This window comes from Streptomyces sp. NBC_00691, from assembly GCF_036226665.1.
In the GTDB taxonomy this organism is placed as follows: Bacteria; Actinomycetota; Actinomycetes; order Streptomycetales; family Streptomycetaceae; genus Streptomyces.
On sequence record NZ_CP109007.1, the window covers coordinates 5,135,827 to 5,151,561 of the forward strand.

At 71.4% G+C, this 15,735-nt stretch carries 15 protein-coding genes; 8 read left to right on the forward strand and 7 right to left on the reverse strand.

Annotation, left to right across the window (positions count from 1 at the left end; translation table 11 throughout):
• Nucleotides 1-17: 17 nt before the first annotated feature.
• Nucleotides 18-1,172, forward strand: coding sequence for a hypothetical protein (locus OG392_RS23415; protein ID WP_329282539.1), 1,155 nt, complete (start codon nucleotides 18-20; stop codon nucleotides 1,170-1,172).
• On the opposite strand, the gene OG392_RS23420 is transcribed toward OG392_RS23415, so the two are convergent.
• The gene (locus OG392_RS23420; protein ID WP_329282541.1) at nucleotides 1,144-1,551 is read right to left on the reverse strand and encodes a DUF192 domain-containing protein; all 408 of its coding nucleotides are present in this window, start codon (nucleotides 1,549-1,551) and stop codon (nucleotides 1,144-1,146) included. The two genes, OG392_RS23415 and OG392_RS23420, sit on opposite strands and share 29 nt — an antisense overlap.
• A gap of 41 nt (nucleotides 1,552-1,592) precedes the next feature.
• On the opposite strand from OG392_RS23420, the gene OG392_RS23425 reads away from it, so the two are divergent.
• Nucleotides 1,593-2,330 (forward strand): A24 family peptidase, encoded by a 738-nt coding sequence (locus OG392_RS23425; protein ID WP_329282542.1) that lies wholly within the window; start codon nucleotides 1,593-1,595, stop codon nucleotides 2,328-2,330.
• A gap of 411 nt (nucleotides 2,331-2,741) precedes the next feature.
• On the opposite strand, the gene mgrA is transcribed toward OG392_RS23425, so the two are convergent.
• Nucleotides 2,742-3,779 carry an L-glyceraldehyde 3-phosphate reductase gene (gene mgrA, locus OG392_RS23430; RefSeq protein WP_329282544.1) on the reverse strand — a complete coding sequence of 346 codons (1,038 nt, stop codon included), beginning with the start codon at nucleotides 3,777-3,779 and terminating at the stop codon, nucleotides 2,742-2,744.
• 128 nt (nucleotides 3,780-3,907) lie between these two features.
• On the opposite strand from mgrA, the gene OG392_RS23435 reads away from it, so the two are divergent.
• The 5 genes from OG392_RS23435 to OG392_RS23455 all read left to right on the forward strand — a co-directional run bounded on the left by OG392_RS23435 (nucleotide 3,908) and on the right by OG392_RS23455 (nucleotide 9,728).
• Nucleotides 3,908-4,669, forward strand: a complete 762-nt coding sequence (locus OG392_RS23435) for an isoprenyl transferase (protein ID WP_329282545.1) — start codon at nucleotides 3,908-3,910, stop codon at nucleotides 4,667-4,669.
• Between the two features lie 317 nt (nucleotides 4,670-4,986).
• Nucleotides 4,987-6,312 (forward strand): PhoH family protein, encoded by a 1,326-nt coding sequence (locus OG392_RS23440; RefSeq protein ID WP_329282548.1) that lies wholly within the window; start codon nucleotides 4,987-4,989, stop codon nucleotides 6,310-6,312.
• A 377-nt stretch (nucleotides 6,313-6,689) separates the two neighbouring features.
• Nucleotides 6,690-7,400: a transglycosylase SLT domain-containing protein gene (locus OG392_RS23445; RefSeq protein WP_187622292.1), complete on the forward strand. Its 711-nt coding sequence runs from the start codon at nucleotides 6,690-6,692 to the stop codon at nucleotides 7,398-7,400.
• 139 nt (nucleotides 7,401-7,539) lie between these two features.
• Nucleotides 7,540-9,060, forward strand: coding sequence for an AI-2E family transporter (locus tag OG392_RS23450; RefSeq protein ID WP_329282551.1), 1,521 nt, complete (start codon nucleotides 7,540-7,542; stop codon nucleotides 9,058-9,060).
• A complete protein-coding gene (locus OG392_RS23455) occupies nucleotides 9,057-9,728 on the forward strand; it encodes a hypothetical protein (protein ID WP_329282553.1) in 672 nt (223 codons plus the stop codon). Before OG392_RS23450 ends, OG392_RS23455 begins: the two co-directional genes overlap by 4 nt.
• Nucleotides 9,729-9,779: 51 nt before the next feature.
• Here the strand turns inward: OG392_RS23455 and OG392_RS23460 are convergent, their stop codons facing one another.
• Nucleotides 9,780-10,319 carry an alkyl hydroperoxide reductase gene (locus tag OG392_RS23460; RefSeq protein WP_329282556.1) on the reverse strand — a complete coding sequence of 180 codons (540 nt, stop codon included), beginning with the start codon at nucleotides 10,317-10,319 and terminating at the stop codon, nucleotides 9,780-9,782.
• A gap of 6 nt (nucleotides 10,320-10,325) precedes the next feature.
• Entirely contained in the window at nucleotides 10,326-10,880 is a 555-nt protein-coding gene (locus OG392_RS23465; protein ID WP_024758658.1) for a peroxiredoxin, read from the reverse strand.
• Between the two features lie 132 nt (nucleotides 10,881-11,012).
• On the opposite strand from OG392_RS23465, the gene OG392_RS23470 reads away from it, so the two are divergent.
• Entirely contained in the window at nucleotides 11,013-11,966 is a 954-nt protein-coding gene (locus OG392_RS23470) for a LysR substrate-binding domain-containing protein (RefSeq protein WP_329282559.1), read from the forward strand.
• Between the two features lie 90 nt (nucleotides 11,967-12,056).
• On the opposite strand, the gene OG392_RS23475 is transcribed toward OG392_RS23470, so the two are convergent.
• The 3 genes from OG392_RS23475 to OG392_RS23485 are packed head-to-tail and all read right to left on the reverse strand — an operon-like array spanning nucleotide 12,057 to nucleotide 15,630.
• Nucleotides 12,057-14,429 (reverse strand): FtsX-like permease family protein, encoded by a 2,373-nt coding sequence (locus OG392_RS23475; protein ID WP_329282560.1) that lies wholly within the window; start codon nucleotides 14,427-14,429, stop codon nucleotides 12,057-12,059.
• On the reverse strand, nucleotides 14,426-15,109 hold the full coding sequence (locus OG392_RS23480) for an ABC transporter ATP-binding protein (protein ID WP_329282562.1): 684 nt from the start codon (nucleotides 15,107-15,109) through the stop codon (nucleotides 14,426-14,428). The genes OG392_RS23475 and OG392_RS23480 overlap by 4 nt, the downstream gene beginning before the upstream one ends.
• Nucleotides 15,106-15,630 carry a PadR family transcriptional regulator gene (locus OG392_RS23485; protein ID WP_017239865.1) on the reverse strand — a complete coding sequence of 175 codons (525 nt, stop codon included), beginning with the start codon at nucleotides 15,628-15,630 and terminating at the stop codon, nucleotides 15,106-15,108. Before OG392_RS23485 ends, OG392_RS23480 begins: the two co-directional genes overlap by 4 nt.
• Nucleotides 15,631-15,735: the final 105 nt, after the last annotated feature.

Consider the following 15,735-nt stretch of genomic DNA (forward strand, 5'->3'; position numbering starts at 1 on the left):
TCGGGATAATCGGGCGCATGTCCCCGCCGTCCCCGCCCGTACTCGCCCGTCGCACCCGCGCCACGCGTGCCGTTCATCCCCTCCGCCCCCTCGACCCCGCCGTTCTCGCCGTCGGCGGGTACGCCGTGACCCGGCTCATCGGCCTCGCGGTCCTCGCGATCGCCTCCGCCGTCACCGGGGAGGACGGGCTGCACCGGCTCAAGGGCCGCTGGGACTCCGTCTGGTACGTGCGGATCGCCGAGAACGGCTACGGCTACCAGGCCACCCTGCCGAACGGCGACGTCCACCCCGACCTGGCGTTCTTCCCGCTCCTCCCGGCCCTTGAGCGCGGCCTCTCCGCCGTCCTCCCGCTGGACGCGGCCACCGCCGGTCTGCTCGTCTCCTGGACCGCCGGGCTCGCCGCCGCCTGGGGCATGTACCGCTGCGGCGCCCATGCCTTCGGGACCCGTGCCGGCATCCTGCTCGCCGTCCTCTGGGGCGTGTACCCGACGGCCTTCGTCCAGTCGATGGCGTACACGGAGACGCTGTTCACCGCCTTCGCCGCCTGGTCGCTCTACGCGGTCCTGCGCGGGCGCTGGATCCTGGCCGGCGCCCTGTGCGTGGCCGCCGGGCTCACCCGGCCGACGGCGGTCGCCCTGATCGCCGCCCTCGGGATCACCGCCCTCGTCACGCTCGTACGGGAACGACGGCTGCCCCTGCGCACGGTGGCCGGGGTCCTGATCGCGCCGCTCGGCTGGCTCGCCCACATCGCGTACGTCGGTGTCCGCCGGGGCAGTGCGACCGCGTACTTCGACGTCCAGGCCGCCTGGGGCAACTCCATCGACGGCGGGGTCGCCCTCGCCCGCTTCATCGCCGGACTGCCGTGGCCCGCCGCCCTCGGCCTCTGCGCGGCGCTCGCGCTGCTCGGATGGCTGGTCGCCCTCTGCGTACGGCAGCGGCAGCCCCTGCCCCTGCTCGTCCTCACGATCGGCGTCGTGTTCGTCTCGCTCGTCGGCGCCGCGTACTTCGGCTCCCGGCCGCGGCTGATGATGCCCGCGTTCGGGCTGCTGCTTCCGCCCGCCGTGGCCCTCGCGCGGCTCCGGGTCCGGACCGCCGTGCCGGTCCTCGCCGGGCTCGCGCTCGCCTCCGCCGTGTACGGGGCCCTCACTCTGCTGGGCCCGGGCCCGCCGTGAGGTCCCCGGCCGGGGACCCGTGCCCGGAATCCGTCTCCACGCGCACGCGTACCCCCGGCCGCAGCCCCCAGCACGCCATCGCGCCCGCCTCCGCCTCCAGGACGTGCCGGCCGCGCGGCCGGATCATGCCGAGCCGTCCGGGCCGCATCGTGACGACGGAGCGGACCGTGAACGACCGGTCCAGATAGGCGACGTCGATCGCGAACCGCATCCCGAAGGTGTGCACGCTGTTCGTCCGGACGATGAGCATCGCCCCCGCGACGCCGTCCCGCCCGAGCAGTCCCCGTCGGCGCGCGCGGTACGAGGCCGCGACCTCCAGCGGCACCTCCCGGACCGTGTCCGTCGCCAGTGTCCCCGTCCCGTCCGCCCATTTCCCCATGTGCCAGACCGTAGCGGCCCGCCGAGCCTAGGGTCGGCCCCGTGTACGTCACGACGATCACCCTCGCCGCCCTCTGGGGCGCCGCCGTCGGGCTGCTCGTGCCGCGCGCCGCGTACCGGCTCTCCGTGGCATCCGAGGAGCCGTGGCGGGACCGCTGCCCCGCCGGGCACGTCCTCGCCGGGCCCGGGCGCGGCTGGCTCGGCGGGCCCGGCCGGCAGGAGTGCGCGGCCCCCGCCGGGCGGCTCGCGGCGCCCCTGCTCACCGCGCTCGTGTGCGCCGTGCTCGCCGCCGCCACCGGCGGGCCCCGGCCCGAGCTCGCGGTCTGGCTGCTCGGCGCGCCCTTCGCCGTTCTCCTCGCCAGTGTCGACGCGCGCGTGCACCGGCTTCCGGACGCTGTCACCCTGCCGCTCGCCGTCGCGGTCCCGCTGCTCCTCGGCGTCGCCGAGCTGCTTCCGTACGACGCGGGCTCCTGGCTCCACGCGCTGCTCGGCGCGCTCGCACTCGGCGGGGCCTATCTGGTGCTCCATCTGATCAACCCGGGCCAGCTCGGGCAGGGCGACGTCAAGCTGGCGCTGCCGCTCGGCGCCGCCCTCGGCTGGTACGGCTGGGGCGTGCTCTTCACCGGGGCGTTCGCGGGGTTCCTGTTCGGCGCGGTGTACGGACTCGGCCTCATGCTCCTGGGCCGGGCCGACCGCACCTCGGCGATCCCCTTCGGCCCCTTCATGCTCGGCGGCGGGCTGTTGGGGCTGCTCCTCGGCGCGTTCACCGCGCTTCCGTGACGTCGGTACCCGCCGGGTCACCGACTGGTCGCCCGCGGTGACGGCACCGGTTCGGTCCATCGAGGCGTCCGGGGTCTGACCTGCCGGAAAACCGTCCGGGGCGGCTGCCCCGTCAATGCGACGCCCGGCCCGGGTGGTCCCTCTTCGGAGGGACGGAAGTCCGCCGCCGCGCCGGGGCGCAAACCCGCCACGGCCCGCTACACCCCTTGTCCCGCCTGGGATCCGGCGAATTCGCCGAGGTTCGGTCGGCGTACCTGGCGCGCATCACGACTATCGAAGGGTTATGGTGGAAACCCCCCCTCGGGCCGGTCCGTATCCCCCCCCACGGACCGGCCCGTTTTTTCTTTCCCGGATCCCGCCAGGGCCCGCCCCGGATCCCCACAGGGCCTGCCCCCGGTCACTCCGGAGGCGTCAGCCCCGGCCGGCCCAGATGTTCGTGCCCTCGGTGTCCACGGCGAACGAGTCGATCTCCACCAGCTCGTCGGAGGTCAGCGGCGCGGCCGCGAGAGCCGCCACGTTCTCCTCCAGCTGGGCGACGCTGGACGCGCCGATCAGCGCCGAGGTCATCCGCTCGTCGCGCAGCACCCACGACAGCGCCAGCTGCGCCAGCGACTGCCCGCGCCGGCCGGCGATGTCCGCGAGGCCGCGCAGCCGCCGCAGCACCTCGTCGGAGAGCAGGTTCGGGTCGAGGGACTTGCCCTGGGTGGCCCGCGAGCCCTCCGGGATGCCCTTCAGGTACTTGTTGGTGAGCAGCCCCTGCGCCAGCGGCACGAAGGAGATGCAGCCCATGCCGGCCGCCTCCAGCGTGTCGAGGAGGCCGTCCTCCTCGGTCCAGCGGTTGATCATCGAGTACGAGGGCTGGTGGATGAGGGCCGGGACGCCCATCTCACGCAGGATCCGCGCGGCCTCGGCGGTCTGCTCGCTGTTGTACGAGGAGACACCCACGTACAGCGCCTTGCCCTGCTGGACGGCGGAGGCCAGGGCCCCCATCGTCTCCTCCAGCGGGGTGTTCGGGTCGAAGCGGTGCGAGTAGAAGATGTCGACGTGGTCGAGGCCCATCCGGTTCAGGGAGGCGTCGAGCGAGGACAGCAGGTACTTGCGGGAGCCCCACTCGCCGTACGGGCCGGGGTGCATCTCGTACCCGGCCTTGGTGGAGATGATCAGCTCGTCGCGGTAGGGCGCGAAGTCCTGGGCGAAGAGCTTGCCGAAGTTCAGCTCGGCCGAGCCGGGCGGCGGCCCGTAGTTGTTCGCCAGGTCGAAGTGGGTGACGCCGAGGTCGAAGGCGCGGCGCAGGATCGCGCGCTGCGTGTCGAGGGCGCGGTCGTCGCCGAAGTTGTGCCAGAGGCCGAGGGAGATCGCCGGGAGTTTGAGGCCGCTGCGGCCCGAGCGGCGGTACTCCATGGAGTCGTAGCGGTCCGCGGAGGCGCGGTACAGGGGGGAATCAGTCACGTATCTCTGCTTATCACGGACTTGTGACAGTCCCGGGCTGGGTCCCTGTCGCCCGTCCGCAGTAGTGTGGCCGCTTGCGGACCGCCGCGGCACGGCGGGCCTGCCGCTGCATGGAGAGGTAAAGAACAGTGAACCTGCGCGACCTGGTGTACGGGCTCTACGCACGCCGGGTGGAAGGCCGCCTCGACCATGACCAGGTGCCCAAGCACATCGGGGTCATCCTCGACGGGAACCGCCGCTGGGCCAAGGCCTCCGGCGGGACGCCCGAGCAGGGCCACAAGGCGGGCGCGGACAAGATCCAGGAGCTGCTCGGCTGGTGCGCCGAGACCGACGTCGAGGTCGTCACGCTCTGGATGCTCTCCACGGACAACCTGAACCGGCCCGAGGAGCAGCTCGTCCCGCTGCTCGGCATCATCGAGAACGCCGTACGGGCGCTCGCCGCCGACGGCCGCTGGCGCGTCCACCACGTCGGCACGATGGACCTGCTGCCCGCCCGTACGCAGTCGGTGCTCAAGGAGGCCGAGCAGACCACCCACGACAACACGGGGATACTCGTGAACGTGGCCGTGGGCTACGGCGGCCGGCAGGAGATCGCCGACGCGGTCCGCTCGCTGCTCCTGGAGCACGCGGAGCGCGGCACGAGCTTCGAGGAGCTCGCCGAGATCGTCGACGTCGAGCACATCTCGGAGCACCTCTACACGCGCGGTCAGCCCGACCCGGACCTGGTGATCCGCACCAGCGGCGAGCAGCGGCTGTCCGGATTCATGCTGTGGCAGAGCGCCCATTCCGAGTACTACTTCTGTGAAGTGCACTGGCCGGCCTTCCGCAAGGTCGACTTCCTGCGGGCGCTGCGCGACTACGCCGCCCGGCACCGGCGCTACGGAACCTGATCACCGGCATCCCGGGCGCCCCCGGAACCCCCGGGGACGCGATCGGAACCGATCACCTCGTGTTCACGAACACGTCGTCATATGCCATGGCATGGCAGAGCCTGTTCGAGGGCATATCCCTGGTGAAGTGAGCGGCACGGAGACCGCCACCCGGGAGGCCCCTTGCACCAGGACGACCGTGCGGGACACGTACGGGAGAAGCGGAGGGCCGTGGTTCGGCCCATGCACGGCGGCCCGAACCCGGTCCCAATCCGCAGCGACACCGGTTCCGTCGCACCCCGACCTCACAGGGGTCTTCCGAGGGGGTCTGTCCATCCGTGGTGACAAGCACGAAGCGCCGCCTTTCCGACCGGCGCACCTATGTTCTCGACACCAGCGTCCTGCTGGCCGACCCCAACGCCGTCTCCCGGTTCGAGGAGCACGAGGTCGTGCTCCCGATCGTCGTGGTGACGGAGCTTGAGGCCAAGCGGCACCATCCCGAGCTCGGGTACTTCGCCCGGCAGGCCCTGCGCCTCCTGGACGACTTCCGGGTCCGGTACGGACGCCTCGACGCCCCGCTCCCCGTAGGGGACCTGGGCGGCACCCTGCGTGTCGAACTCAACCATTCCGACCCCGGCATCCTGCCCGCCGGCTACAGGTTGGGGGACAACGACTCACGGATCCTCGCGGTCGCGCGCAACCTCCAGGCGGAGGGGTACGACGTCACGGTCGTCTCCAAGGACCTGCCGCTGCGCATCAAGGCCTCGTCGGTCGGACTCCTCGCCGAGGAGTACCGCGCCGAACTGGCCATCACGGACGCCAACGGCTGGACCGGAATGTCCGAGCTGGCGCTCTCCGGCGAGCAGGTGGACCTGCTCTTCGACCAGGAGTCGCTGTACGTGCCGGAGGCCGCCGAGCTTCCGGTCCACACGGGCCTGGTGCTCCAGTCCGAGCGCGGCAAGGCACTCGGCCGGATCACCGCCGAGGGGAACGTACGGCTGGTCCGCGGCGACCGGGAGGCCTTCGGGCTCCGCGGCCGCAGCGCCGAGCAGCGGATCGCGCTGGACCTGCTCCTCGACCCGGACGTCGGCATCATCTCCATGGGCGGCCGGGCCGGCACCGGCAAGTCCGCGCTCGCGCTCTGCGCGGGCCTGGAAGCGGTCCTGGAGCGCCGTCAGCACCAGAAGGTGATGGTCTTCCGTCCGCTGTACGCGGTCGGCGGCCAGGAGCTCGGCTACCTGCCGGGCAGCGAGGCGGAGAAGATGAGCCCGTGGGCTCAGGCCGTCTTCGACACGCTGTCCTCGGTGGCGAGCCGGGAGGTGGTGGAGGAGGTGCTCGGCCGCGGGATGCTGGAGGTCCTGCCGCTCACCCACATCCGGGGCCGTTCGCTCCACGACGCGTTCGTCATCGTGGACGAGGCCCAGTCCCTGGAGCGGAACGTCCTGTTGACCGTTCTGTCCCGTATCGGGGCGAATTCGCGGGTCGTTCTGACCCACGATGTCGCGCAGCGAGACAACCTCAGGGTCGGCCGGTACGACGGAGTCGTCGCCGTGGTCGAGAAACTGAAGGGGCATCCGCTCTTCGCCCATGTCACCCTCACCCGCTCCGAGCGCTCCCAGATCGCGGCGCTCGTGACGGAGATGCTGGAGGACGGTCAGATCTGACCCGATTCGTACGCGTCCGTACACGTACGGAAGTTGGCGCCGCCCGGCAGAGCGCAGGAGCTTAGCCGGGCGGCGCCCTCATGTCCGCCCTATCTCCAAAAACACCTGCCTCAGTCCAGGTGTGAGCTTTCACACGCAACACGGAATTGCCTTGCGGTGTCGCCGTCCGGCAAAGTCTTGCTTCCGTCAGGCCCCGCATACGGCACCCGTGCACCTTCAGGCGCACAAGCACCGCACAACTCCACAGTCGTTCGCCGTATGCCGCCCACAGCACCACGGGCCCGTGTCTCCTGTGACCCCGTATGTCGGAGACCAGCGCCAGGGGCACGATTTCGGCCGCGTGGTCACCTGTGCGGACGATGCTGGAAGGAAACCGTGTGAGCCGGATCTCGGTCCGGGGATTCGCGGTGGCTTCGGCCACTGCGGTCACCACCGTCGGCGCCGTCATGGGCGTTGCGTCGGGTAACGCCGCTCAGTCCTCGGACGACAACTTCGAGGCCACCGCGGCCGACACCACGCTGCTCGCGGACATTCCCGTGGGCGAACAGGCCCAGGTACAGGTCTCGTCCCTCTCGGAGCAGGCCGACGTCCAGGCCGCCGCTGCCGACTCCGTCGCCAAGAAGTCCGCGGAGGAGACGGCTCGTCTCCGCGCCGCCAAGGACGCCGAGGCGAAGAAGGAGGCGGCCGACAAGGCCGCCGCCGAGGAGAAGGCCGAGAAGGAGCGCAAGGAGGCCGAGGAGCGCGCCAGTCGTTCCGCGGTCCGCGACGCCTCGTCCTTCAGCGCGCAGGGCTCGTACTCCGTCTCCGAGGTCAAGGCGATCGCCCGCCAGATGGTCCCGGCCTCGCAGTTCCAGTGCTTCAGCAACATCGTGGACCACGAGTCCACCTGGAACTACAAGGCCGTCAACCAGGGTTCGGGCGCCTACGGTCTCGTCCAGGCGCTCCCGGGCAACAAGATGGCCAGCGCGGGCGCCGACTGGCAGACCAACCCGGCCACCCAGATCAAGTGGGGCCTCAACTACATGAACGACCGCTACGGCAGCCCGTGCGGCGCCTGGTCGTTCTGGCTGTCCCACCGCTGGTACTAGTCACGGCGTGCTCAACCTCGGGGAGCCCCTCACCGTCCTACGGTGAGGGGCTCCTTGCGTGTAGTTTCGAAGGTCCACGGTTTTCCGGGGGATCGGTGGGCAACCGGTGGGAAAGAGCGAGCGGGGGATGAGGAAAGCGATGTCGAGAGTGCCAGGGTGGCTGGGCCGACTGGGCGAGAGCCTGAGCCGTATGGGTGAACGCCTCGACGAGCGGCGGGCCGAGGCGGAGCGAGCGGATCCGCTCGACCCGCCGTACGAGGAGTCGCGGGAACGGCGTCCGGCCGACGCGGCCCCCGTCGCCGGCGAGGTGAACGGGAGCGGCGCCGCGAACGGTCGCGGAGCCGAGGCCGGGTCGGGGACCGGGGCGGTCGCCGTCGCCGTGCCCGCCCGCCCCGACGAGGACCAGGACGCCGCGGCGTCCGTCCCGAAGCCCGCCACCGCCCCGGCAGTCGACTCGGGCCGCTCCGTCCCGGCACCCCCCTCGTACGCACCGGCCGTCGCCGCCCGGCCCGACCCCGCCGCCGCGATCCCGTGGGGCATGCGGGTGGCCGCCGAGGCGAGCTGGCGCCTGCTCGTCTTCGCCGGCACCGTCTGGGTGCTGATGAAGGTGATCAGCTCCGTCCAGCTGGTCGTCCTCGCGTTCGTCGCCGCCCTCCTCATCACCGCGCTGCTCCAGCCCACCGTGGCCATGCTGCGCCGGAAGGGTCTGCCGCGCGGGCTCGCCACCGCCGTCACCGCCGTCTCCGGCTTCGTCGTGATGGGGCTGGTCGGCTGGTTCGTGGTCTGGCAGGTGATGGACAACATCGACAACCTGACCGACCAGGTCAAGGACGGCATCGAGGAGCTCAAGCGCTGGGCCCTCGACAGTCCGTTCCATGTGACCGAGCGCCAGATCAACGAGATTGCGAAGAACCTCAGCGACACCATCGGGGCGAACGCCGAGCAGATCACCTCCGTCGGACTGCAGGGCGTCGCCGTCTTCGTCGAGGCGATGACCGGCATCCTGCTCGCCATGTTCTCGACGCTCTTCCTGCTGTACGACGGGAAGAAGGTCTGGGAGTGGACGCTCAAGCTGGTGCCCGCGCAGGCCCGGCCCGGCGTCGCGGGCGCGGGGCCGCGCGCCTGGCGCACCCTCACCGCCTATGTGCGGGGCACGGTGCTCGTCGCCCTGATCGACGCGGTCTTCATCGGCCTCGGACTCTGGTTCCTCGAGGTGCCGATGGCCGTACCGCTCGCCGTCTTCATCTTCCTCTTCGCCTTCATCCCGCTGGTCGGAGCGGTGGTCTCCGGCGCCCTCGCGGTCGTCGTCGCCCTCGTCACCAACGGGCCGTTCACCGCGCTCATGGTCCTGGTCGTCGTCCTCGCCGTGCAGCAGATCGAGGGCCATGTGCTCCAGCCCTTCATCCTCGGGCGCGCGGTCCGGGTCCACCCGCTGGCCGTGGTCCTCGCGGTCGCGGCCGGCGGCCTGACCGCCGGCATCGGCGGCGCCGTGGTCGCCGTCCCGCTGGTCGCCGTCGTCAACACGGTGGTCGGCTACCTCCGCGCGTACAGCACCGAGCAGGCGCTGCGCAGCGCGCCGGAACCTCGCGGGGCGACCGCACACGAGGTCGCGCCCACCCCGGCCCCCGGCTCGCTCGCCGCCAGGGGGGACGGCAAGTGATATCGGAGCCGGAGTTCGTGGGCACGGTGGAGTTCGACGACCCCGAGGTGCTCAGCGAGACCCCGCCGCCCCGTCCGCCTCGTGGGCGGCGACCCTGGCTGTGGGCGCTCGGCGGCGCGGTGCTGGCGTCGGCGGTGTGGGGCGGCGGGCTCTACGCGTACGGGCAGAAGGAGGACCCGGGACCCGACCTGGGCGGGTACAAACCGATGGAGGACTTCTGCGGGGCGGCGAAGCTCAAAGGGCTCTCCGGCGCCCTCGGCAAGCGTATCGACGGGGGTTTCGGCCCCTTCCTGGACGAACCGGCGATCAGCGAGTCCTCATGCCAGATCACCTTCGCCTCGGTGGACACCGGGCCGAGTGTCTCGGTCACCTACACCCTCCACAAGGTGACCGATCCGGGGCCGGAGTTCGCCGCGCGGGCGCAGCAGTACGGCGTCCTGCAGAAGGTCGACGGAGTCGGTGAGCAGGCCTTCTTCGACGACGAGAGCGGTCAGGGCGGCCACCTCCGGGTCCTCGACGGCCAGGCCGAGTTCGATCTCCAGCTCTACACCCAGGGCGGTCACGACGAGAACGGGAAGCCGATCGATGCGCCGCAGGTCGACCTGTCGGGGATCGATGTGCCGATGATCCAGGACGTGCTCGCCCTCATGAAGGCGCTCAGGAAGTGACGGAAGGGCCCCGGGGTCGAGACCCCGGGGCCCTTCTCGTGGCGTGTCGTCCTACTCGGCGGAGGCGAGGACCGCTTCCGCGTCGAGGGTGACGCCGACCGCCTGGATCACCGCGGCGATCTTGACGGCCTCCTGGATGGTGGCCCGGTCGACACCGGCCTGGCGCAGGACCTGCTCGTGCGAGTCGAGGCACTGGCCGCAGCCGTTGATCGCGGACACCGCCAGCGACCACAGCTCGAAGTCGACCTTCTCGACGCCCGGGTTGCCGATGACGTTCATCCGCAGACCGGCGCGCATCGTCCCGTATTCGGGGTCCGACAGCAGGTGCCGGGTCCGGTAGAAGACGTTGTTCATCGCCATGATCGCGGCGGCGGACTTGGCCGCCTGGTACGCCTCGGGCTTCAGGTTGGCCTGGGCCTCGGGCTCCAGCTCCTTGAGGACCTTCGGCGAGCGCGAGGCGATCGCGCAGGCGAGGACGGTGCCCCAGAGCTGCTGCTCGGGCAGCTCGCTGTTGCCGATGACCGAACCGAGGTTCAGCTTCAGGTCCTTGGCGAAGTCCGGTATGGCGGACTTCAGTTCGTCGAGAGCCATGTCAGATCACTCGCCCGACAGGAGCGCGGCGGCGTCGAGGGTGCCCTCGCCCTTGTTCCAGTTGCAGGGGCACAGCTCGTCGGTCTGCAGGGCGTCGAGGACCCGCAGGACCTCCTTGGGGTTACGGCCGACGGAGCCGGCGGTCACCATGGTGAACTGGATCTCGTTGTTCGGGTCCACGATGAAGACGGCACGCTGGGCGAAGCCGTCCTCGCCGCGCACGCCGCAGTCGCTCATGAGCTCGTGCTTGGAGTCGGCCAGCATCGGGAAGGGCAGGTCACGCAGGTCGGCGTGGTCCTTGCGCCAGGCGTGGTGCACGAACTCGGAGTCGCCGGAGACGCCGAGGATCTGGGCGTCGCGGTCCGCGAACTCGTCGTTCAGCTTGCCGAACGCGGCGATCTCGGTGGGGCAGACGAAGGTGAAGTCCTTCGGCCAGAAGAACACCACGCGCCACTTGCCCTCGTAGGCCTTGTGGTCGATCTGCTCGAACTCCTTGCCGCTCTCCAGCGACACGCAGGCGGTCAGGTCGTAGGTGGGGAACTTGTCACCGACAGTGAGCACGCGCTCTCCTTGCGAACGGGAAGGGTCCCTTTTGGGGTCTTCCGTGGGGGTTGGACGGCTCACAGCATGGCACGGAGTGCATTGATCAGTGAAATAGCTAGAGTGGGTCGTGTTGATCGAAGGTGGTTATCAGTGATCCCGGCACGACGTGTGAAACAGCCCAGCCTGTCCCAGCTCAGAGCCTTCGCGGCGGTGGCCGAACATCTCCACTTCCGCGATGCGGCGGCCGCCATCGGCATGAGCCAGCCCGCGCTCTCGGGCGCGGTTTCGGCTCTCGAAGAGGCACTCGGTGTCCAGCTCCTCGAGCGTACGACGCGGAAGGTGCTGCTCTCGCCCGCGGGGGAACGGCTCGCGCTCCGCGCCCGGGCGGTCCTCGACACGGTGTCGGAGCTGATGGAGGAGGCGGAGGCGGCCCAGGCCCCGTTCACCGGAGTGCTGCGGCTCGGGGTGATCCCCACGGTCGCCCCGTATCTGCTGCCGACGGTGCTGCGGCTCGTCCACCGGCGCTACCCGGACCTCGACCTCCAGGTCCACGAGGAGCAGACCTCCTCCCTCCTGGAGGGGCTCGCGGCGGGGCGGCTCGACCTGCTGCTGCTCGCCGTGCCTCTCGGAGTGCCCGGAGTCACCGAACTCCCCCTGTTCGACGAGGACTTCGTCCTGGTCACCCCGCAGGGTCATCCGCTGGCCGGCCGGGACGACATTCCGCGCGATGCCCTCAAGGAGCTGCGCCTGCTGCTCCTCGACGAGGGGCACTGCCTGCGCGACCAGGCGCTCGACATCTGCCGCGAGGCCGGGCGCACGGACGGCGCCGAGGTCACCACCACCGCGGCGGGGCTCTCCACCCTGGTCCAGCTGGTGGCCGGCGGTCTCGGGGTGACCCTGTTGCCGCGTACCGCCGTCACGGTCGAGACCGCCCGTAACAACGCCCTGTGGACCGGGCTCTTCACCGAACCGGCCCCCGCCCGGCGGATCGCCCTCGCGATGCGTTCGGGCGCGGCCCGGCACGCCGAATTCGAGGAACTGGCGGCGGAGCTGAGGGGCGCGATGCGCGGGCTTCCGGTGCGGGTCCTGGACGGAGGCGCCTGAGACCCGCCGGTACGGGTGAGGGGCGGCGGTTCCTGAGACCCCCCGGTATCAGGAACCGCCGCCCCTCTCCTCGTACATCCGCCCGGAGGGTTACTCCGTGCGCAGCCCGTCCGCGCGCATCAGGCGCCAGAGGACGGGCATGCTCAGCAGCGTCACGGCGGCGATCAGGCCCAGCCCGATCCCGACGACGGGCAGGAAGACCCACCAGTCCTGGACCTGCTGCCCGCCCGTCTTGAGCAGGACGACACCGAGGCCGGTCCCGCCCGCGACGGCGAGGAGCAGACCGAGGACGATCGGGACCGCCGTCTGCCACAGCACCGACAAGCTCAGGGTGGAACGCCGGGTGCCGAAGGCGACCAGTGAGGAGAGCAGCCGCTTGCGGTCCCGGAGCTGTTCCAGGGTCGCGACCAGGAGCGAGGCCGCCACCAGCAGCATCGTCAGCGTGGAGCCGACCAGGATGCCGGTGCGGACGCTGCTGAACGCGGCGTCCCGCTGGGTGTCCTCGAGAGTGCGGACCCAGGACGTCGGGGAGACGGCCTCCGCCGTGTTCCGTACGAACTCGGCGGCGTCCGGCACGGCCGGGTCGAGCCGGACCATGGCCTGTGCGTCGGGATCGTCGAGCCGGGTGGCGTCGATGGCCGACGGGGTGGCGAGGACGCCGTACTGGTACATGCCCGTCGGGTCGGGGCGGGAGTCCACCACCCGGGCGCCGGCGGGGATGCGCCACTGCGGGACCGGGCCGCCCTCGGCGCGCTTCGGCTCGTCCGGGTGCGGATGCGGGTCGCGCAGCGCGACCGCGGCGCCCGGCCGTGCCGTCCTGGTGACGAACGCGTCCCCCGGGTTGCCCTGCGCGCCGTGCGCGAGGAAGACGAACACATCGCCGTCCTCGCAGGAGGGCAGTGCGGCGAACTCCGCGAGGGAGGCGCAGTCGCCGATCCTGAGGGAGGTCATCGGGGCGAACTCCTCGCCCTCCTTCAGGGGTCCGGGACGCCACAGACTCGATTCGACGATGCCGGTGACGCCGGTGACGCCCTTGGTCCTCTCGAAGCGGTCGATCATCCGGCGGGCCTCGTCGGCGGTCCCGGCGTCGACGCCGACGGCGATCTGGGCGCGGGACACGTCCTGGCCCGTGACCTCGGTGAAGTCGCTCTCCATCGCCTGGAAGAGCATCTGCAGCGCGATCGCGCCCGTCGCCGCGACGACGATGCCGCTGACCGCGCGGGCCGCCGTGCCGCTGCTCAGCTGGAGCCGCCGGACCGCGAGCTGCCAGGACACCGGGCCCGTGTGCAGCCGCTTCACCCCGGCCTCGACGAGCCACGGCAGCAGCGTGGTCAGACCGATCAGGGCCAGCGTGGTGCCGGCCGCCACGCCCACGGTGTCGATGCTGGTCTCGGTGACCTGGACCTCGCCCATGAGCGGGACGAGCAGGGCCACTCCCGCCGCGAGGAGCAGCAGGCGCCACCACAGTCGCCGACGGCGGGGAGTGGAGGTCCGGACGACCCCGAGGGGCTCGATCACCACACCCCGCAGCGCGAAGAGGGTGACGACGACCGAGGAGACCGGGACGGCGACGAGCGCGAGCACGGCGAGCGCGGGCATCGGTACGACGTCGGAGGGGTACGCGTTGACGTCCCAGATGGTGAACGCCCCGGCGAACTGCCGTGCCACCGCGAAGAGTCCGAGTCCGACGAGCAGGCCGAGCAGCGCGCCCGCGAGGGACTCGCCGGCCGCGATCCGCCGGGTCATGGCGGTGTCGGCGCCGACGAGGCGGAGCGCCGCGAGCCGCCGGTCGCGCTGTTCGCCGCCGAAGCGGACGGCGGTGGCGATGAAGACGAGCACGGGCAGGAGCAGGACCACGCAGGCGACGACGACGAGGAGGATCAGGAACGCGTTCATCGGTTCCTCGGGCACCGACCAGCCGTAGCGCACGCCGCGCCCGTCGAAGGTGTCGGTGGTGAGGAAGCCGACGTGGGCGACGTACCGCAGCTCGGCGGGGCCGATGAGTCCGTCCGGCCCGATCGTCCCGGCGACCTTGTAGGGGAGGCGCTCCTTGAGGAGGGCTCCGTCGGGGGAGTCGAGGATGTCCTGGAGCGCGGGGGAGACCAGCATCTCGCCGCGCGCGGGGAACGCCGCCGCGCCCGGCGGGACCGGCGGGCGGTCGCCCTCCGGGGTGAGCAGCAGCCCGCTGACCACGTCGTCCCGGTAGACGGTGGTCCTGCCGAGGTGGAGGAAGGTGTCGGCCCGGGGCGCGTTGACCTGCTCGCTGCCGTCGACGGCGCGGACGGACTCGCGCACCTCCCGCTGGAAGAGCATGTTCGGCAGGGAGGAGGCGAGCAGCAGCAGGGCGACGCCGAAGCCGACCCCGGTCGCCGTCAGCAGGGTGCGCAGGAGGCCGGACCGGCCTCCGGCGACCGCGAACCGGGCGCCGAGCGCCAGGTCGCGGGTCCAGGTGCGGAGCGTCATGCCACCCACTCCGCGTCGCGTACGGCTCCGTCGCGGACGACGATCTCGCGGTCCGAGTAGGCGGCGACGCGGGCCTCGTGGGTGACGAGGACGACGGCGGCGCCGGTGTCCCTGGAGGCGTCGGTGAGCAGGTGCATGACCCGCTCGCCGTTGAGGGAGTCGAGGGCGCCGGTCGGCTCGTCGGCGAAGATCACCCGCGGGGCGGTGACGAGCGCGCGGGCGACGGCGACGCGCTGGCCCTGGCCGCCGGATATCTCGCCGGGGCGCTTGTGCGCGGTGTCGTCGACCTCCAGGCGTGCCATCCACTCGGCGGCCCGGGCCTCGGCGGCCTTCCGCTTCTCGCCGTTGAGGCGGAGCGGGAGGGCCACGTTCTCGACGCAGGTCAGCTCGGGGACGAGCTGGCCGAACTGGAAGACGAAGCCGAAGTCGGTACGGCGCAGGGAGCTGCGCGCGGTGTCGGAGAGCGCGGTGAGTTCGCGTCCGTCGTAGGTGATCGTGCCCGCGTCGGGGCGCACGATGCCGGCCAGGCAGTGCAACAGGGTCGACTTGCCGGAGCCGGAGGGCCCCATGACGGCGACGACCTCGCCGGCCCGGAGCGCGAAGCCGGCTTGGGCGAGGGCCGTGGTCGGGCCGTAGGCCTTGTCGAGGCCGGTGGCGGTCAGGAGCGGGGTGGGGCTCATCGGCGGATCTCCTCGGCGAGCCGGTCGAGGCGGGCGGCGGTCAGTTCCAGCCAGCGCAGGTCCGCTTCCAGATGGAAGAGGGCGTGGTCGCAGATCAGCTGGTCGGCGAGGTCGCCGTCCTTCTTGCGGCGGGTGAGCTCGCGCATCAGGCGCAGGTGCTCGGCGCGCTGGGTGTCGAGGAGCTCGGCGGCGCCGCGACCGGTGAGCAGGGCCAGGACGACCTTGGTGTAGAGCGTGGACTGGAGGTACGGCTCGGGCTTCTCGGGCGTGGTGAGCCACTGGGCGACATCGGTGATGCCGGCCTCGGTGATGGCGTACCGCTTCCGTTCCGGGCCGCCGCCCGCCTCGATGCCGTCGACGACGACGAGGCCGTTCTTCAGGAGCCGGGACATGGTCGAGTAGACCTGGCCGTAGTGCAGCGGCCGGTCGTGGCCGAACTTCTCGTCGAAGGCGCGCTTGAGGTCGTAACCGTGACGCGGGCCGGACTCCAGGAGCCCCAGGAGGGTGTGACCGATGGACATGCCGGTCACTGTACACGGGGTGTATACCCACGATGTATAGCCACCCCGGGCGGGGCGGGGAAGGGTCGGTCACAAAGCGGAATCACGCCCTCACGCAACCATCGG